Below are 19,701 nucleotides of genomic sequence, written 5' to 3' on the forward strand. Positions count from 1 at the left end.
GACGATTGGTATAGAAAGGGTGTGTAAGTGGTTGATTCATACCATAATACAACAAGGCTAAAAATGCTAAAAACGAGGTTTCGAGGCGAAAGAAATCGCTTCTTATAAAGGAGCTGAGGTATTGCGGAGTGCTTTGAAAGTAGGGAAGAATAGCTATACTATTTTTATAAAAAAAGCGACTCAAAAATGAGTCGCTTTTTTGATTCTAGGCTATGAGCTCTTATTGAATTTCTCACTACCCTCAGCTGTTCTCATTTCTAACAACTAACTACTAATGAATAAAATTTGCTGATTAACAATTTATTATTACTTTTGCATCTAAATTCATAAAATATTACATTCAATGAAAAAAATTTTATTCAGTATCGCAGCAATAGCAATGCTTGTAGGCTGTGGCAGTAAAGACGATGATACTCCTCCTAATGGCGGTAATGGTACTACTACTCCTACTACCCAAAGTGACTATTTGCCTGCTAAAAAAGTAAGAACAATTACTTGTAACTTTATTATAGTGGAAATAGACTATACAGGTGGTGCTCCTGCCCCTTCTCTTGAAAGTACCTTAGAACCCTCTCTCAATGGTCAAAAATTTGTAGCAAAAACTTTGAACTTTGCTTATGAATACGATGAAAAAGGAAGAATCAAAAAGATTACTAGAAAGGAAGAGGGCAAAAGTGATAATGTAAAAACATTTATTTATGGAGATAGCTCTGTGAAAATAACTTTTCCCAATGAAGATACAGGGGGTGTAGAAAATTTTGAAGTAGGACTCAATGCCGCTGGTAATATGTTAGGTTTAGGAACTTACGACAGCAAGGAACGATTGACAAATGTTCCAAAAATAGGGGATTTTGAGTGGACAAATGACAATTTGACTAAGATTAGTGAAAAGAGAAATTGGGACGGTAAAATTACCACCTTTGAAAATCAGCTTTCTTATAACAACAACTTGAACAAAAATAAGTTTTTGTTGTACAACTTTGAAGGGGATATCGTGGGTAGTTATATGCAGTATTTTGACTTTCGAATAGGTTGGATACAAGGTGTGGCTCCTAAGAACTTGTTACAACAAATGGTTTTAACAAAAGATGGCACGGCTTTAAATTATACTCATAACTATACTTATACTTTTGACAACGACGGTTTTGTAAAGACTATCAACGAAACTCGAAATGCAAGAGCTGGTAGAAATACAGGTCTTGGTTATTTTACTGATGTTGATTATTTAACAAAATTGAACACACTTATTACTAACATTCAAAATGGTACTGAGAAAAGCAGAAAGTATCGATTGGTAAGTGATAAAGACGATGAAAAAGTGTTTGATATTATTATCCCTATAAAAGTAGAGAAAGATAAGAATGGTAAAACTATCGACTTAATAGTGAATAAAGTAGCTCGCCACACTTTCAAACTTAAAACTAAAAATGGAACACAAGTAATAGATAATATTGATATTGATATTAGTTATAACAGTGATATGACTACTACTTATCAGTTGAATTACTAATACTTGCAATACATAAATAATGAAAAAGCGACTCCTTTTTGAGTCGCTTTTTTGTATCTTAGAAGAGTGTTTGCAAAATGCCCCTACAAAAACGATATAAATATAACTATTCATCAGTTTATTTAACTTTGCCAAAGTGTGAAACTTTGGCAAAGGTCGTAGTACGACACGCTATTAGAAATTTTGGTAAGGTTGATAACGAATACTAAATCTTCACTTTCAAACCTACAAACACAGTGCGAGGTAGTGAAGGACCATAAATGTAATTGGCGTCGCGTTCAGCACCTTTGTCGAAATCTTTTTGATATTGGTTGAAGAGGTTTTTGATACCACAACTCACTTCTAAGGGGAAGAAAGTTTGGAATTTAAACTCATAAGCGGTGTTCACGCCTACGTCCCACATTGCGGGAGTGGTCTCCAAACGCGTATCAGGAATATAGCCTTTTAAGTGAGTGGTTTTCATACTACCTGTATATACGGTTACAAAGTTGATATCCCAATTAGGGCGTGGTTTATAGGTTGCCATCAGGTTGCCATACACACTTGGCGTGCGGAGAATTTCATCGGTATAGACGTTTTCTTCGGGGTTTTGCACACTATTGTATTTAGAACTTTGGATAGTGGTGGCAAGTTGTACCATAAATTTGGGATTGGGGCTGTACTTCACTTCTATATTTACTCCCTTCACTACGGCACCATCGGAATTGCGTTTCTCACGGATAGGCAAACCGTTTTCTAAACCTGCATCTTCGTAAGTAAAGCGGTCGTGCAAAGCTGTATAAAATCCTTCTATCATCGCTACAAATTGGTGATTGTCGTGAGCGTGGTTATATTCAAAAGAAGCGGTAAAGCTATCGGAGGTCTCTTTTTTAAGATTATCGGCGAGTTTTACGCGTCGTGCTTCACCCCCTTGCAATTCGCTGTGTACATCTTCTGAATAGAAGAAAGGCGCTCTAAATCCTCTTGAATACGAACCCCGAGCAATAAAATTCTCATCGATATTGTAGAGGACACTCGCACGAGGGTTGAGTGCTGTAACACTTTTCTTCATTATATCGGAATTGACATTGTCGAATCGGACACCCCCGAGCACTTTGATTTTGGGAGAGATACGCCAATCGGCTTGAGTGAAGAGACCAAATGTATTCGCTTTTTGGTTTACGGCAAGCACATTAGGATTCTGACGCTTTTCGGCTATCTTGTCGTATTGATATTCGGCGCCCGACGTCCATTGCAAATTGCCGTTGCCCGTAGGCACATAAGCCGTATGCTGTCCGCCGAGTAACCATATATTCTCTTTGGTAACCCCATAGTTGCCAGAAGAGGCTACTATATCGGTGCCGTCGAAGCTACCGTAGTAGTTATCGGCGCGAGTGCGTTCGGCACTGGTATAGGCGGTGAACTTATGGTTATAAGCAGGCGAAAAGTAGTCGAAACTTGCATTCCCTCCAAGCATTTGAGTGCGAATGCTCTCGGCAAGGTCGGCAAGGTGTTCGGGTTCGTCGAGTTTATTACCTCCGCGACGGTTTTCGTTGCTCACGTTCAGTTCGGCGGTGAGCTTGTGACGGTCGGTGAAATCGTTAAAGAGTTTTGCACCAGCATTGAGATTGCGCAAACGAGTGATTTCGGTAAAGTCATCGCCATTATCATCATAAGACTGACGTGTGCGTTGCATAGCGTGGAAAGAGATACCGCGCATATAGTTCTCACTCACGAGAGAGCCATTGAAGGAGCTTACCACATCGCCTGATTTACCGCCTATGAGATTGCCCACAATACCTGCTTGCGCCTCGTTTTTAGTAGGGTTTTTAGTAATCACGTTGATAGTACCGGCAATGGCATTAGAGCCAAAAAGCGCTGAGCCACCTCCACGAATCACCTCTATGCGCTCAATCATATTGGCAGGGATTTGGTCTAAGCCATACACACCATTAAGCGAGCCAAAGATAGGACGGCTATCGATGAGAATTTGGGAATAAGCACCCTCCAAACCGTTGATGCGCACTTGGGAAGTACCACAGTTCTGGCAGTTTACTTCGGTGCGCAAACCCGGTTGGAATACCAGACCTTCCATCAAGGTATGGGCTTTAACGTTTGCCAGTTCGCGATTGGTAGTAACACTCACCAATACAGGTGCGTCCTTACGGTTTTCTTTGGTTTTGGTAGCTGTTACGACCACTTCTTCCATTCCGACTACATCTTCTTTGAGAGAGACATCTTGAGAGAGAGTCTCTTCTCCTGTGATTACAACTTTATCGTTATAAGGAATATACCCCAACGAACGCACTTTTAGCCTATATTCACCAGCGGGTAAGGAAAGAGAATACTGACCATTGCGGTCGGAGGTTGTCCATTTTTTGAAGGTTTTACCTTCGAGTTGGACAGTTACGGCTTCTAAGGGTTGACCCTCTGCCGTGATAGTACCTTTGATAGTACCTTCCTGAGAGAAACTCAAAATACTAAAAGCTAAAGAGATAGCTAATAAAAAAGTTTTCATATATTACTAATATCATTATTTTGGGGCAAAGGTAGTATATTTTTAGATTATACGAAAACAAATTAAAAATTATTTTTAGGTTTATGTAAAAATAATTAAAGAGAGAACATTAAAAGTTGAAAATCAACGGTGGTTGTTTACGTTTTGCGAAATACACCTTGTGTGCGGTTACATCTATGTTAGCCGATTATAAACATTTCTCCCTATTCACATACTCAGCTACGCCAGCTCGCTGACTTCCTTCAAAGGGGGAAGTAGCGATGCTTATCATACACGAAGAACATAACTCTTAATAAAACAATATACTATTTTTCTTCAACTCTTAATTCGCTTTGTACATATCGAACTGAGTTATAGTTGATAATTTTGCGCAGTTGCTCTGTGAGACCTCTAACGGACTTTAAATAAACTTTAAACGGAACTACAGTGGGTTTTCAGTGGCTCTACAGTGGCTCTACAGTGGGTTTTCAGTGGCTCTACAGTGGCTCTACAGTGGCTCTACAGTGGCTCTACAGTGGGTCTACAGTGGCTCTACAATGATGGTTAATAAAATTATAATCGAACATTAATTGAGCTTATGGTGTTGCTATCTGCTCATATCAGTCGTTTTATAGGTTAGAATTGTGGGATATAAAATAAGTAACGTGGGCTGGAGGTAAAATGCTTGGGGTGGGATATGTGAGAGATAGTGAAAGAAAGGTGGTTTATTGCCCCAAGTAAGTAAAATATTAAAGGTAGCAATATGATTACTAAGTAATAAAAAAAGGCTGTTCAATATATATTGAACAGCCTTTTTTATAATATGAAAACAACATTTTTTATTGTTTATATAACTTCGCAGTAATTGTTTGTGCGACTCGTACTATTTTTGTTGAGCGTCAATTACTGCAAGGGTAGCGAGATTTACCATTTCGTCGACAGTAGAACCGATAGTGGTGATGTGAATGGGTTTAGAAAGACCTAAAATCACAGGGCCTATGGTGTCTAAGTGTTGGGTTTCCTTGAGAAGCTTGTAACTGATATTTGCGGCTTCGAGGTTAGGGAAGATGAGTACATTAGCCCCTTTGCCCTTGTTGAGCTTAGAGAACGGATAGTTCTTGGCAATCTTCTCAGGATTGAGAGCAAAATCGGCTTGAATTTCACCATCGACTACTAAATCGGGGTGGTGCTTGTGGAGGTAAGCTACTGCCTCACGTACTTTCAGGCTACTTTCGGATACTGCCGAACCAAAGTTAGAATACGACAACATCGCCACAGAAGGTTTTAAGCCGAAGAACTTCACGGCACGTGCCGTAAGCAAGGCAATGTTAGCCAACTCTTCGGCAGTAGGGTCGATATTGATAGTAGCATCTGAAAGGAATAAAGGCCCCTGCTTGGTGAGCATAATGCTGGTGGCTGCGATACGCTCTACGCCTTCGTCTTTTTTGATGATTTCGAGTGCCGGACGAATCGCATTAGGATAAGCGTGGGAGTAACCAGTAATCATTGCATCGGCTTGACCGGTTTCTACGAGCATCGTACCAAAATAATTGCGCTCGCGCATTAGGCGTTCGGCTACTTCGTAGGTGATACCACGGCGTTCGCGCAGTTTCCAATAATGCTTTACAAACTTCTCACGACGTGTTTTTTCGGCATCACTTTTAGGGTCGATTACATCTACACGACCGGTGAAACCTATTTCGTATTTGAGCGCTTTTATCACTTCTTTATTACCCAAAAGCACAGGAATACCGATACCATCTTCATAAATGCGTTGAGCAGCTTTAAGCACTTCCAATTGGTCGGCTTCAGCAAATACTACGCGTTTAGGATTTCGTTTGGCACGGTCTTGCAATAGGCGTATTTCTTTGCTACCTACACCAATTCTGTCCATTAGTTCGCCTTTGTAGGCTTCCCAGTTGGTAATAGGTTTTTGTGCTACCCCCGATTCCATAGCGGCTTTGGCAATAGCGGGCGGTACTTCGTATATCAAGCGAGGGTCGAACGGCTTAGGAATAATATAGTTACGACCAAAGGTGAGATTTTCACCTCCGTATACCAAACTTACTTGCTGAGGTACAGTTTTCTTGGCAAGATCGGCGATAGCACGTACCGCAGCGAGTTTCATTTCTTCGTTGATTTTAGTAGCGCGAACGTCCAACGCTCCGCGGAAGATATAAGGGAACCCGAGCACGTTGTTCACTTGGTTAGGGAAGTCGGAACGACCTGTAGCCATAATGATATCTTTGCGGGTTTTCACCGCCAAATCGTAATCGATTTCAGGAATAGGGTTTGCCATTGCAAATACAATAGCGTCCTTATTCATAGAGAGCAACATCTCGGGGGTGAGTACATCTCCCTTAGAAAGACCGATGAACACATCAGAACCTTTTACCGCTTCTTCGAGAGTGCGAAGGTTGCGGTCGGTAGCAAATTCGGCTTTTTGTTCGGTGAGGTTAGGCGCGTCTTTACGAATCACACCCTTACTGTCGCACATTACGATGTTCTTAGGGTTAGCACCCAAAGCCACGTACAAGCGTGTACAAGAAATAGCGGCGGCTCCTGCGCCATTTACTACTATCTGCGCTTTGGCAATATCCTTACCTACTATTTCTAAGGCATTGACAAGAGCTGCTGCCGAGATGATAGCTGTACCGTGCTGGTCGTCGTGCATTACAGGGATATCCAATTCCTCTTTTAGGCGACGTTCAATCTCGAAAGCCTCAGGTGCTTTGATATCTTCGAGGTTGATACCCCCAAAGGTAGGAGCAATAGCTTTTACGGTTTCTACGAACTTATCGACATCGGTAGCATCTACTTCGATGTCGAACACATCGATACCTGCAAATATTTTGAAGAGCAAACCCTTTCCTTCCATTACAGGTTTAGAGGCATCAGCGCCTATATCGCCTAAACCGAGCACGGCAGTACCGTTCGAAATTACGGCTACGAGGTTGCTCTTGGCAGTATACTTATAGGCGTTGCTTTTATCTTCGGCAATTGCCAAGCAAGGTTCGGCTACTCCAGGAGAGTAAGCCAACGCGAGGTCGTGTTGTGTAGAATGTTTTTTGGTAGGCACAATAGCGATTTTACCAGGTTGTGGAAACTCGTGATAGTGTAGTGCCTCTTCTTTTTTTCTTTGATCCATTTGATTTAGGTAAGAGGTAAGAGGTAAAAGGTAACGGCATTTGTTACCTAATTACGTGTTACCTATTATTTGTTTAGGGGGCAAAGGTAATAAATAATTACGAATGACGAATGAGGAATAGTGAGAAAGTTATTTAATTTAGATTTTGAGATATGTTTTTTTCTTCTTCAAAAATAGGGAATATCTGTCGGTTGTTTTGATATAAGAAGATTTGTTCTTCCTTGCCTCTGGTTTTATTTTTAAGCCATAATACCGTATTTTTAGGTGCTTGATAGTATAGTTTTTCTGTTTTAGTGCCTTTTTGTTCGCCTAATGACACCCACCCTTTAATACCCTTGTTATAGAAGAGTTCATATACATCACCTTCTCTGATGAAATTATCATCATTACGGGGAATGAGTATTACTTTTGTAATGCTTTGTGGTGTACTGGATTTAAAGAATAGACTTGTGCCTGTTTCCCAAGTATGGAAATAAGAAACAGGGTCATTATCGTAACAATTTTTGAGCTGAAAAAGCGCAATATCTTTCCAAGGTTTGCCATTGCTATAGATAGTATCGAAGACAACTTCTTTCTTATCTTTCCCGAAGAAATGAATTTCAGCAATAGAAAGTACGGAATCTTTGGGTACTTCATATTGAAAATAACGATAGGCTTTTTGAGAGTGAATAGGTACTTCTATTACATTTTGAGCAGGCAAAGACTTCATTATATGCAAGGTTTCAAAAGGAGAAAAACTAACATTATTACTTGCTTTGAGTGTTGTATTTAAAAGCCAATTTTTAAAACGAGCAGAACTAGTTTTGCGCAAAGGGTATTTACGGGTAAGTACTACCTCTTGCTTTTCTTGAGGAATAAAACTGTGTACCTTATCTTTTTGAAGCATAAAAGGGTAGGCTATAGGCGTGAGTTCGCCGTTTTCATAGCTCAGAGGCTGGTAAATCACAAAAGGTTCTATATTTTCAAACGTGGCTGTATTATTTGTTACTTTACCTTGTCCTACGACTAACCACCCCATACGAGCGGTAAAGACCCCAATAAAAGCATTTTTAGCTTCGCTTTGTAGCGAAATAATAGCTCTGTTTTTACCAAAGTATTCTTGGGAAACATCTTTTAAGAAAGGATTTTGTAATGAGGGAGGTAGTTGAGATAACTCTTCAAAGGGGCGTTGGATTCCATAGGTCATTCTAAAGACCTTCGCTTTTTTGCGTTTATCAGTAAAAGAGGGGTCGCGAGTAGCATCATATTGTTCATACCAAAAGGATAGATATCTGCCGGTAGTATCGCGCACCACACTCCACTCGTGGTCTGATTGGTATTCGGGAGAGTACAAATAGATATCTGTAGTAACAGGGATCCCTACTGCCCGCATCACGTAAGTAGCAATATCGCAGGCATCCCGACAAGTGCCTATCCTATTGTTTAGCTGAAAAAGTGCCCCTTGACGGGGAGTGCCAAAATCAACGAAGTAATAGAATTTCTTTTCCTCTCGCAAGTAACGAGAAAGTATATTGCAAGCCTCTATTACATCTGTACCTTGATAGAGAGAATCTAAGATATGGTTATATTTTTGATAGTATTGCTTGCGCCAATTGGTTAATGGCTCTTCGGCAATACGATAAGGCAATATGAGTTCACAAAAATCTTCAAAAGAGAGGTTTTTATTCCAAGGTTTTTCCTTCCAAACTTTAAACGCATAGTCAATATTTTCAATAAGCATAGAAGCTTTTACCTCTTTGATATCTTGTTTATAAGTAACATTAGAGGTCTCCTCTTGCCAGTTTATTCCTTTTTGGCGTTCCGCTTCGGTTAAGTCTCCCTTTTTAAAGATATGCGTTAAGAGTGTTTTTATACTATCTATCTCAGGGCTCGCCTGATACTCATAATAAGGCATATTTTTTATAAGGAACACAGCAGCTTGATATTTTAAGCTGTCGTTTTGGTAGTGAGCTAATACCTTTTCTAACTCGGGGCGGTTAGTCCCTGCCTGTTGTAAAGCAAGTTCTAAAGCTTCGTTTTTGGTGGAGCAAGAAAATAAAAGAGAAAGCAGAGTAATGAATATAAAATATTTCATAAAAAGGTACAAAAGCCCCTGCTTAAGGCAAGGGCTTGTTTTAAAGGTTTATTAAATACGCTGTGAGAAAAGACAGTTTTTCCGTCTCTGACTGTGTTTTCTATGAAAATATAAGAGCGCACCTAAAAAAGGAAATAATAAGATAATAAATATCCAATACATTTCTACGCTCGGGTCTTTCTTATAATGACGATAGAAAATATCAAATAGTCCCCAAAGTATTAAAAGGAAAAGCAGAATTAAAAAAGTTGTAGTTAAAAATGGTTCCATAATATGATGAATTAAAAAAGTTTATCTAACAATCTTACTACACCTTCTGCTACAAAAATACCTACTGCCACAGCTACAAATATAGTTATATAATCTATATTTTTTAGTGTCAAAATTGTATTAGTCTTTTGGGCTTGCCGTTCTTTATTATTGATAAATATATTAGCAAAGAGGACAGCCAAAACTACTATGGAGGTATACCCCTCGCCTCTTCCAAAAAAGGAAGAAAACAGCAGGCTAACTAATATTGTGGTAACTATGGCTATTGAATAAATAATAATCTGTTTTTTTAAAGGCATAATAAAAGCAATTTTAATATATTGTAGAATATTATTCTGAAATATTTATAATTCCTTCACAAGTTTCATCATTAGTGAGAGCTATTATCTCTTTTTTCTCTTTAATAAAGGTAATTTTCTTAAATGTATCCATTTTATACTTTCCTTGAAAGTCTTTTAGAGAATAAAACTTGTTCTCATACAGCACTTTTATGTTTTTCCCGCGATCAAACCTGCGCCAAACTCCTTTATTATCTTTATAACCATAGGGTTCGCTTGATGTAGCATTGTCAGAAGATAGAGGTATTTCTTTTTGATTCATTAGAGAAACATCTTGTTTTGATGCACAAGAAAGAAATACAAAACTTATAAAGAAAAGAAAGCGTTTCATTTTAATTTTATATTTTCATTATTTTTTCCACTATAATCTTTAGCAAATGCCCCTCCTCTTTCTGGACAAATATCTTCAAAACCAGGACTTAACCCACTACTAGGAAAAAAGCGCCTCTCACAATCGTTAGTAACAATCATTGTTCCATAAACAAAACAAACTCCATCAAATTGGTATCCTTTTCTCACCTCCGGATTACATTCTCCTGATTCAGATGAAGCATTAACAGCCATAGCCAAAGAAAGTCTTTTTAAAGAATTATTTTTTTTCTCATTTGAGTCTTTCAAAACAAAAACAGACACTTCTTCTTTCGCGTTTTTATCTTTAGCTTTTATTTCAATCAATTTATCTGATACTATCTTTGGAGTATGGTTGATATATTTAATATTAACCTTAACTTTTTGTATTTTATTATTTTGAGATTCAAAATTTAAAAATACAGTACTACTATTATCTTGTTTTTGTTCTTGATTATCATCTTTTTGACAAGAATAGAATACTAAGCCTCCTATAATAATTAATGAGGCAATTACAATTTTAAAAACATTTTTTTTCATCTTCAGTTTATTTGATTAATTACTTAGTTTTATTTCTGCACTGTTTTTCGTATAAGGAAATAACTCGTAGCTTAGTTATTTATTTCTCTTCTTAAAAGACAAATATAAATCCTTGTTTAGCTAATGTGAATGTTTGCGGTATAATATTTATTGGTTTTTACGGCACAAACATACTACAAAAAATGATAACTTCCAAATAAATTATAAAATATTTTTAAATACAGCTCTTATTCCTTCCAAATATTAATTATTTATTATGTTATTAAATTAACAACAAATGGTCATTTTGTGTCTGGTTTATCATTCATTTTTAATAGTTCTTTCATCTCTTCTCGTATTTGATAAGTGGCGATAGAAGGTATTTTTACAGGCATTTGCAATATGATAGTAGCTTCTTGCTTTGCTTTGGTAAAGTTTTCTTGTTTCTCATACATCTTTGCTAATAAGTAGTGAGGATAGAGACGGTTAGGTATCATATCACAGGCTTTTTGATAGTGTTGTATAGCTTGTGGATAGCCTTCCAAAGCTGTGTAATTATCGCCTAAAGAGGTTTGAACAACCGTATTGTTTAAATATTGCTCTGCTTGGTGAAGCACAAAATTGGAGCATTGAGGTTGTTCTGCTAAGCTTAAAGCCTTTCCGTAGTGCATTAAAAACTCACCATTTGTTTTTAAATATTTGTAAGAATTTTTATATAATGAAATACTTTCTTTAAAATTCATTTCTTGATAAGCATCGAATGCTTTCTTCCAAATACTATAACCCGTATGCAAACTGTAAGCATTATAGAGTTGTAACCCTATCCAAGCAATGGTTATTGAAAGGATTTGCCAACGCATAAAAGCATAAGGCAGTTTGAATTCTTGTTTGTTTTTTGCTGAAAAAGCAATAAATGCTATTGCGGTGAAAGCTATCAGTTTAAGGGGGAGAATCTGTAAAGGATATGAAAAACACGCAAATGCTAATAAAACAAGTATAAGGCAAGTACTTATGTTACGAACTATACTTTTAGGCTGTTTGAATATGAACCATATAAGTGTTACGAGCAACAAAAATCCTAGAATGCCTTCTTCTATAAAAAACTGCAGAAAATCATTAAAGGCATATACTACATTGTCAGACAAAGCAATTTCTTGTTTAGAAGCTTTGTTTTTAGCGAAATACTGCGCTTGATAATCCATATAATGAGCTTTATAACCATCAAGACCTGTACCTGTGAGAGAAAAATCTTTGAGCATTTCAGTACTTATTTTCCATACTAATACGCGTCCATCGGCAGAGTCTTTTCGCATAGTGTAGAAAAAGAAAGTACATACGGCTATAAGCACAAATGCTGTTGCAATATATCCATATCGCTTGATAGAGAATTTTATCTTTTGAGTTACCTTTGTATAAACCATATAAGACGTCCCTATAATAAAAGCTAACCACGAAGCTCTTGACTGCAGGATAATGAGTACACCTATGCTCAATAAAATGTTTAAAACAGTAAGATAATACAGGAATTTTACAATTGTTTTTCGTGCTTTTATATTGGTAATATATCTATAAAGACTCTTTCTGTACAATATTAGAAATACACTAAACATACTACCTACCGCAATAAGTCCAGCGAAAGGAGCAGGATTGAAAAAGCTACCTGTAAGTGCATAGTTAGAATGGAAAGACTCAAATACATAAAAATATTGTCCCCACCCGTATAGTGTATTGACAAAAATAGCTAAACTGACTCCTAATACAATAGCTAATATTGTCTTTTCTGCTCTTATGACATTCCTCAAGAACAAATAATAAGCATAACAGCTGATAAGGTCGTAATAACGCAATGAGTTGATTGTACCTTTTATAAGGGCATTAGAAATGATATGAACCAGCAGTGCAAATACAACAAGATCTATCGATGAGACAAATAAATTCTTTTTTGACAAGATTATTTGCCAAATGAAGTAAAAAATGAATCCTACAGAGAGGATTGTAAAAACTATTGTTTTAGAAGCGAAAGTACTATTTTGATAGCAGTCAAAAGTAACTAAACTTACTAAAGTAGTTATCAAAAAAGAATTACTTAGTGTTATACGCATTTTGTATTCTTTTTTTGGTTGGTATTCTTATTATTTCTTCATCATCTTTGCTGAAAATATAAAAATAAGCAGTACAATCACTCCCATTACCCACCAAAGGAGTTGCTGATGAGATTTTTCGGCAGGAGTGGAAGATGCTTTTACAGAAGAGCTTTCTGTTTTGGGTTGTTTGAGCACTTCGCCGTATTGCAATTCGGTGAGTTGTTTGGGGATATCGGTTATGAAGTGCTCTATATCATATTCGGGGGTATAATCATCTTCTTTGCCATAAGCTAAATAATAGGTGCGATTAGGGTCTAAAAAACGAGCCGCTAAGGTATAACGTATTGCATATACTACGACTTCGCTAATAGGAAGAGGCTCGTTATCTCCGTTTTCTATTATTATTTGTCCGTATTTCACAAGAATATCATCAAAGGAGAAGGTATTATTGGTTTTAGAACTAAGAGGCGCTTCTCTTAAATCATAAGAACAATAACCATCACAACGCTTTTGCGCATACGATTCGGTAACAGAAGTAGCGAGATTTAGCTTCCTGTAATAATCATAAGAGGCTTGAGGAACAATGCGTATCTTACAGATGCGAAGAGCCTGAGGCAGACTGAAGTTTATATAACTGCATTTGGTTTCTTTACTGTTTATTACTGAGAAATTGACCTTGTGTTTTACGATGTTATTAGTGTCGATTACTGTATAAGGGACTTCGATGGTATCAGTAGCCGATACGCCATAAATACGGAGGTCTGCGCCATAACTTTGGAATTGTGCAAAGGTATGGTCGGGTAGAATAAGTTTATGCCAAGTATTCCCCTTTACACCTTTCAGTTCTTGCTTATAGGTGTAAGAAGAGAGTTGTGCATAAGTTGTAGTGGTTAGGAGAGTAAAGAGCAAAAGAAAGCGTTTCATATCATTGCTTATTAAAATATCTGTGCAAAGATAGCCTGTTTTAACTAAAAAAGCAAATGTTTTTAGGTTATTACCACAGTTTTGCCACCAAAAAACACACTACTATGCCATATAGTACGGGCAAGAGTGTAGCAATGAGCGTCCATTTCTTGCTATGGGTTTCTTTGTATATCGTGTAGATAGTAGTACTACAAGGATTATGTAACAAGCTGAAGAGCATTAGATTTACGGCGGTGAGGAGCGTCCAACCACCAGCGTGTAGCAAGGTACCTACTTGAGAGGTTGAGGCTTCCATTAGTACGCCTGCCCCCTCGCCTACTGCTGTTTGCCCTAAGACCATAGTGGTGAGCATCAGCACGGTGGGAATGACGATTTCGTTGGCTGGAATGGCAACGATATAGGCAAGCAGGATTACGCCATTTAAGCCTATAAACACGCCTATGGGGTCTAACCCTTGAATGAGCCAGAGAGCAATGGGCTGGTGAGCTATTTGGAGATTGCATATTAGCCATATTACTGCTCCCGCAGGCGCAGCAAATACAACAGCGCGCCAGAGTACAATAAGGGTTCTATCGATAAGCGATGTGTAGAGCGTTTGAAAGAAACGCGGTGGACGATAGGGAGGCAACTCCAATACAAAGAACGACGATTCGCCTTTGAGAAGTGTCTTGCTCAACAGCCACGAGGTAAAAAATGAAAAGACAATCCCCAACACGGCTATGCCTATGACAGCAAGCATTGCTACTGTATCGCTCCATTGCTTGGGCACTAAAGTCCCGATGAACAATGTAGCGATGAGTATTTGGGTAGGCCAACGACCGTTGCAAAGCGAAAAGTTATTGGTGATAATAGCAATGAGTTTTTCACGCGGACTGTTGATAATACGCGTTGCTACCACTCCTGCGGCATTACAACCAAAGCCCATACTCATTGTGAGGGCTTGCTTGCCGTGAGCGCCTGCTGTGCGAAAGAGCTTATCGAGATTAAAAGCTACACGAGGTAGGTAGCCAAAGTCTTCGAGGAGGGTGAACAGCGGAAAGAATATAGCCATTGGAGGCAACATCACTGAAATGACCCATACCGTAGCCAAGTACATTCCATCGATAAGGAAACCGCTGAGCCACCAAGGGAAATGCAAGGCATTCGCTCCATTTTTCAAGAGCGGATAGAGCCACCCTACAAATAAATCGGAGAGCCATTGCGAAGGGTAATTAGCCCCGATAATGGTAATCCACAGCACACCTGCCAAGAGCAGAAACATAATAGGGAAACCCCAAATTTTATGTGTTACGATTTTATCTATTGCGCGGTCGATGCGGAAAGAGCGCGCAGTAAAATCGGTACTGACGGAGGCATTGGTAAGAGCAGTAGCTTGGGCGTAGATTGCTTCTACCAAATCGTTGCGGTACGTATCGCCTAAGAGATGATGATATTCTTCGGCAATACGCAAGATACGCGCCTGCCTTTCGGGGTTATTTTCAGCAGAAAAAGCTCCTTCTTCTATACCTTTTTGCACGCTCTCATCGCCTTCGATGAGTCGCATTGAGAGCCAACGTGTATTTGGTAAATCGGGATTTAGTTCAGAAAGTGCCTTCTGTAACTCAGCAATGGCTTCGGCATTTTGCTTAGGAAGGTCGATAAAGGTTTGTTTCTTCGTTTGGAATTTACCACTTACCACTTCTTCGATAGCAAAGAGCAAATCGGCGATACCTTCTTTGGTACGTGCAGATGTTGCCACTACGGGAATGCCTAAATCGCGTGAAAGGGTGCGCGTATCGATATTGATGTGATGCCGGCGCGCCTCGTCCATCAGGTTGAGACAAAGCACTGCTTTATCGGTGATTTCGAGTATTTGAAGCGCCAAGCTGAGGTTGCGTTCTAAACGACTTGCATCTACTACGATGACTGTTACATCGGGTTTGCCAAAGAGAATAAAGTCGCGCGCTACTTCTTCGTCTTCGGAAGTAGAAAGCAGAGAGTAGGTGCCAGGTAGGTCGATGATGCGGTATCGTTCCTTATGGAATGAGAAACTGCCTTCGGCACGTGTTACGGTTTTACCAGGCCAGTTGCCAGTGTGTTGGCGCAAGCCGGTAAGAGCGTTGAAAACGGTGCTTTTGCCGGTATTAGGATTCCCTGCGAGGGCAATGGTATAGTTATAAGTGCCTGCCTCTTCGCCTAAGGGTTTTAGGGAAGCAGAGGGGTTGAGGGCACAAATATCGCAAGTGTTTTTCATAGTTGTATAACAAGCCGAACGCTTGTTTGATTTGTTTATATTTATTTTTTCTTATTTACGAAGATTATCAACTTTGCCAAAGGTGCGAGCCACACAGGCAAAAACTTTGGTAAAGTGTAGCACACCTGACTCCTAACCCCTATCTCCTGCCACCTGAATCAGCACACAGAGGGCATCGGTTTTGCGGAGGGCGATTTGGGTGTTGTGAATGCTATACGCAACGGGGTCGGATAGGGGACTGACGTTTTCTATCTTGATTTTTGACCCGCGTACGAAACCTAAGTCGAGCAAGCGTTGCCGTACTTCTTGTCGGCATTCAGGGATAAATCCGGTAATGACAGCGGTTTGTCCTATTTTCAGTGAGGCTAAGGTAATGGTCATATAAGCGTTTGTATTATCAAAATATATTTTTAGACAAGCAAAATTACAAACTTTTATTGAATTGACAAAATTATTTTAGGTTTTTAGATGTGAGGCCTTAGGCCACAGGCAATAGGCACTAGGAATGGCGACGCAAAAGCGATGAGCGGAAAATGAGAAAATTAGAAAATTAGAAAATGAGGGAATGAGAGAATGAGGAAATGAGAAAATGAGAGAATGAGGGAATTGGTAGATGGGGTGCGAAGTTGTGTTAGGGGAATGAGGCTGTGCCTCAGAAATCAAACAAAATTTAAACAAAATCAAGGCTACGCCTTGTAAAAAGATTGAACACAAAAAAAGGAAATGTAGTGACGAGAAAAATGATAAGCCTCCCCCCCTATTCACTTACTCCGCTATTGTAGTGTACCTACTCAGCTGTGAGTTTTTACTAACTCTATCTTGAAAGAGGACAGGTAGGGTTTAACTGAGAAAAATATATAGAGGGTATGAGAAAAATTAGTAAGTGGACACAGTTTGACCGGTAGGAGTTTTATCTTTGCCACCAAAAATTTTTGACAAATTAAGAGGAATATATATTCTAAAAGTTTTGTACATTTGTCGCAAAATGTTAAAAAACAATATCAGTATTTGAGATAGACATACAAACAAATATAATGATATAGCATTTTGCTTTGATTTTTCTGTTTACGACCAAATATTTCATAACACAAAGGGAGCAGATGCTAAAATGTCTGTTTTATAAGCGCAGGTATTCCCTTTTGTTTTTATGTTAGCCTTTGGTCAGGCTCCAGACGAAGTAAAGGGAATCTGTGCTTGGTGGGTTTTTTAAGAATCATATAAATAATTTTTAAATATCATATTTTATGAAATCAAAAGAACAAAGTAGTATGGAACTATCATTGTATAAGGCTTTAAAGCCTCTTTATAAAGAACTTCTTGAGCAATTATCAAAAGAAGACAAGGAAACAACGAGTCCTTTTTGTGTAGAATGGGGAAAGAATTTTCCTACAGTCCCATTTAGTGGTTTATTTTTTATAGGAAGAGCTACAAATGGCTGGCGAACAGATTCTACAGAAAGTGTTGAAATTTTGTTCGATGGTGATGATGATTCACGAGAATTTGCTCATCCTAATCAGATGAGTTGGTTAGAAAATCATCTTTCGTATAATTGGCAACGTTCTGCTTTTTGGCGAGTAATATCTCAGGTATCGCAAGATTATGTGGAAGGAGAATGGTTCAATGGAATAACTTGGAGTAATCTATATAAAATAGCTCCTTATGATGGTGGTAATCCTTCTAACAGATTGTGTTACGCAGAACTTCCTATCTGCCAGAAAATACTGAAAAGCGAGATTGAAATACTTTCTCCAAAGTTTGTAATCTTACTTACTGGTAAGAATTGGGCAAAAGATTTTTTACCTTATTTGAATGGTGAGAAAGAATGTAGCCCAATCGATACAATAGAGTGGGGTAAAAACAATAAATACCTCATAAATGTGTATAATTTTAATGAGGTCTATTTTTTACAAACAGAACATCCACAAGGAAAAAATGAAGAAAGTCATATCAATGCGATTGTATCAATAATTGAGAAATACAAATAATTAGAAATAAAAAAAACTTTCTACTCTTAAAAAGTGAAGTATTTTTTGAAAAAATACCGTCATTGGTCATAGTTTGTCTATTTAGTATTGTATCTTTGCCTTATAATTTTTAAGGTTATTATATGCTTTACTTAGATGATCTTCGTTCTACTCCCGAGGGCTTTGAGCGGGTATATTCTTATACTGAGTTTGTAGCTTACCTTGAGCACAAAGGGTTGCCTGATTTTATCTCGTTTGACCACGATTTAGGTGAAGAGTTTTCAGGCTACGACTGTGCTAAATATTTGGTGGACTACTGTTTAGACCACCAGCTACCTTTGCCTGATTTTGCGGTGCATAGCCAAAACCCTGTGGGTAAGGAGAATATAGAAAGGTTGCTGAATAATTTTAAAGAACAACAAAAATAGTTTTAAGCACTGTTTAAAGCAAATTTAATTACTATATGTACCCAAATTAACTCTTATCTCTTACCTAAATTATGGCAAAACCTATACAAATAGCTCGCTTGGTGCGTATTATTAGACTACTTACTACCTATAAGAAAGGTCTTTCGGCTCAGGAAATTGCCGAACGTTTGGCTGATGAAGGCGATGAATACGCTTTTAGTAACCGTACTATCCGCAGGGATTTCGACGATATACACATCGCTTTTGGTATTGATATCACCCTCAATACAAAGGAAAAAGTATGGGCTATCGAACCCGATAGCATTGCCGATAATCCAACCATCTTAGACCACCTATTGTTAGTAGATGCCTATCGTAAGGCAAAAAGCACGGGAAGCCTCCTGTTAGAACCGCAACCTGAAAAAGGATTGGAAATGCTCGACCCTATCCTTACAGCTATCCCTCAAAATGTGTTGATTACCTTTACCCATTATTCTTTTGGCTGGGAGACTACTAAAGCATATCAAGTCTTACCTTACGCAGTGAAAGAATACCAAGGTCGCTGGTACCTCATCGCGACCGACAACAAACAACCTATTAAATTCAAATCTTTTGCTCTCGACCGTATCAGTAATTTAGAGGTAACCGACATTCAGGTGAGACGCAAAAAAGTGGATATGGAGTCGTTTTTTGATCATTTCTATGGGGTTGCCATTGCTGAAAATGAATCTCTGCAAAAGGTGCTTCTTTCTTTCAACTATGAGCAAGGCAAATATATAAAAACACTCAAACTACACCCCTCGCAAGTTGTTATTTTAGACAACGAAGAAGAAGTGCGTGTAGAGCTCACTCTTGCTTTCCCTAATGGTGAAGCGCCCTACGATTTGGTGATGAAACTCTGTTCGTTTAGCAATTCGGTGAAGGTACTTGCTCCTCAATCTTTAGTTGAAGAAGTCGCCTGCTACCACAAAGCTGCTTATGAACAATATTTTTCTTTATCTGAAGATGCATAAATTTAATTCTTTAAAGAGAATTTTGTGTGAGCTACACAGACGGGTGAGAAATTAGAAAATTAGGAAATGAGAGAATTAGAAAATGAGGGAATTGGTAAATGGGGTGCGAGGTTATGTTAAGGGAATGAGGCTGTGCCTCAGAAATTAAACAAAATTTAAACAAAATCAAGGCTACGCCTTGTAAACCTGCGGAGGTATTGTTAGTTTATTCAACTTTGGCAAAGGTCGTAGCACGACAGGCGATTAACTTTGCCAAAGTGTGCACCTCAAAAACGATAGGTTGGGGTTATTAGAAAGATTCGGAAGAAAGCGGAGGAGTTCGGAAGAAGGGAGGGAGGATTTTTGATGAAAAAAGGGTATAAGATGGGTGGGGGTAGCTTATAGAGAGCTTAT

The 19,701-nt window shown here is 38.5% G+C and carries 16 protein-coding genes; 4 read left to right on the top strand and 12 right to left on the bottom strand.

Going from position 1 to position 19,701, the window contains the following annotated elements; genetic code table 11:
* Positions 1–184: hypothetical protein (locus tag HMPREF9078_RS12160; RefSeq protein ID WP_083477087.1), on the bottom strand; the 184-nt coding region annotated here is incomplete at its 3' end.
* Between the two features lie 159 nt (positions 185–343).
* Here HMPREF9078_RS12160 and HMPREF9078_RS06920 point away from each other — a divergent pair.
* A complete protein-coding gene (locus HMPREF9078_RS06920) occupies positions 344–1,510 on the top strand; it encodes a hypothetical protein (RefSeq protein ID WP_009419980.1) in 1,167 nt (388 codons plus the stop codon).
* A gap of 205 nt (positions 1,511–1,715) precedes the next feature.
* Here HMPREF9078_RS06920 and HMPREF9078_RS06925 read toward each other — a convergent pair whose 3' ends face one another.
* The 11 genes from HMPREF9078_RS06925 to HMPREF9078_RS06970 all read right to left on the bottom strand — a co-directional run bounded on the left by HMPREF9078_RS06925 (position 1,716) and on the right by HMPREF9078_RS06970 (position 16,305).
* Positions 1,716–4,007: a TonB-dependent receptor gene (locus HMPREF9078_RS06925; protein ID WP_009419982.1), complete on the bottom strand. Its 2,292-nt coding sequence runs from the start codon at positions 4,005–4,007 to the stop codon at positions 1,716–1,718.
* 862 nt (positions 4,008–4,869) lie between these two features.
* The gene (locus tag HMPREF9078_RS06930) at positions 4,870–7,134 is read right to left on the bottom strand and encodes an NADP-dependent malic enzyme (protein WP_009419984.1); all 2,265 of its coding nucleotides are present in this window, start codon (positions 7,132–7,134) and stop codon (positions 4,870–4,872) included.
* A gap of 133 nt (positions 7,135–7,267) precedes the next feature.
* Positions 7,268–9,208, bottom strand: coding sequence for a hypothetical protein (locus HMPREF9078_RS06935; protein WP_009419985.1), 1,941 nt, complete (start codon positions 9,206–9,208; stop codon positions 7,268–7,270).
* A 51-nt stretch (positions 9,209–9,259) separates the two neighbouring features.
* Complete coding sequence (locus HMPREF9078_RS12335; RefSeq protein WP_083477085.1) at positions 9,260–9,478, bottom strand: PLDc N-terminal domain-containing protein; 219 nt, start codon at positions 9,476–9,478, stop codon at positions 9,260–9,262.
* An 11-nt stretch (positions 9,479–9,489) separates the two neighbouring features.
* Positions 9,490–9,777, bottom strand: coding sequence for a hypothetical protein (locus HMPREF9078_RS06940; protein ID WP_009419987.1), 288 nt, complete (start codon positions 9,775–9,777; stop codon positions 9,490–9,492).
* A 31-nt stretch (positions 9,778–9,808) separates the two neighbouring features.
* A complete protein-coding gene (locus tag HMPREF9078_RS06945; RefSeq protein WP_009419988.1) occupies positions 9,809–10,147 on the bottom strand; it encodes a hypothetical protein in 339 nt (112 codons plus the stop codon).
* Positions 10,144–10,704, bottom strand: a complete 561-nt coding sequence (locus HMPREF9078_RS06950; RefSeq protein ID WP_009419989.1) for a hypothetical protein — start codon at positions 10,702–10,704, stop codon at positions 10,144–10,146. Before HMPREF9078_RS06950 ends, HMPREF9078_RS06945 begins: the two co-directional genes overlap by 4 nt.
* Before the next feature lie 281 nt (positions 10,705–10,985).
* Positions 10,986–12,785 (bottom strand): O-antigen ligase family protein, encoded by a 1,800-nt coding sequence (locus tag HMPREF9078_RS06955; protein ID WP_009419990.1) that lies wholly within the window; start codon positions 12,783–12,785, stop codon positions 10,986–10,988.
* Positions 12,786–12,815: 30 nt separating this feature from the next.
* Positions 12,816–13,691 (bottom strand): hypothetical protein, encoded by an 876-nt coding sequence (locus HMPREF9078_RS06960; RefSeq protein WP_009419991.1) that lies wholly within the window; start codon positions 13,689–13,691, stop codon positions 12,816–12,818.
* A gap of 70 nt (positions 13,692–13,761) precedes the next feature.
* A complete protein-coding gene (gene feoB, locus HMPREF9078_RS06965; RefSeq protein WP_009419992.1) occupies positions 13,762–15,924 on the bottom strand; it encodes a ferrous iron transport protein B in 2,163 nt (720 codons plus the stop codon).
* A gap of 132 nt (positions 15,925–16,056) precedes the next feature.
* A complete protein-coding gene (locus HMPREF9078_RS06970) occupies positions 16,057–16,305 on the bottom strand; it encodes a FeoA family protein (RefSeq protein WP_009417090.1) in 249 nt (82 codons plus the stop codon).
* A gap of 863 nt (positions 16,306–17,168) precedes the next feature.
* On the opposite strand from HMPREF9078_RS06970, the gene HMPREF9078_RS06975 reads away from it, so the two are divergent.
* From HMPREF9078_RS06975 to HMPREF9078_RS06985, 3 genes are all read left to right on the top strand, one after another.
* Positions 17,169–17,909 (top strand): uracil-DNA glycosylase family protein, encoded by a 741-nt coding sequence (locus tag HMPREF9078_RS06975; protein WP_009419994.1) that lies wholly within the window; start codon positions 17,169–17,171, stop codon positions 17,907–17,909.
* A gap of 122 nt (positions 17,910–18,031) precedes the next feature.
* On the top strand, positions 18,032–18,316 hold the full coding sequence (locus HMPREF9078_RS06980) for a cyclic-phosphate processing receiver domain-containing protein (RefSeq protein ID WP_009419995.1): 285 nt from the start codon (positions 18,032–18,034) through the stop codon (positions 18,314–18,316).
* Positions 18,317–18,387: 71 nt separating this feature from the next.
* Positions 18,388–19,308 (top strand): YafY family protein, encoded by a 921-nt coding sequence (locus HMPREF9078_RS06985; RefSeq protein WP_009419996.1) that lies wholly within the window; start codon positions 18,388–18,390, stop codon positions 19,306–19,308.
* Positions 19,309–19,701 lie beyond the last annotated feature (393 nt).

Origin of the sequence: Capnocytophaga sp. oral taxon 380 str. F0488 (genome assembly GCF_000318255.2) — a bacterium.
Classification (GTDB): domain Bacteria; phylum Bacteroidota; class Bacteroidia; order Flavobacteriales; family Flavobacteriaceae; genus Capnocytophaga; species Capnocytophaga ochracea.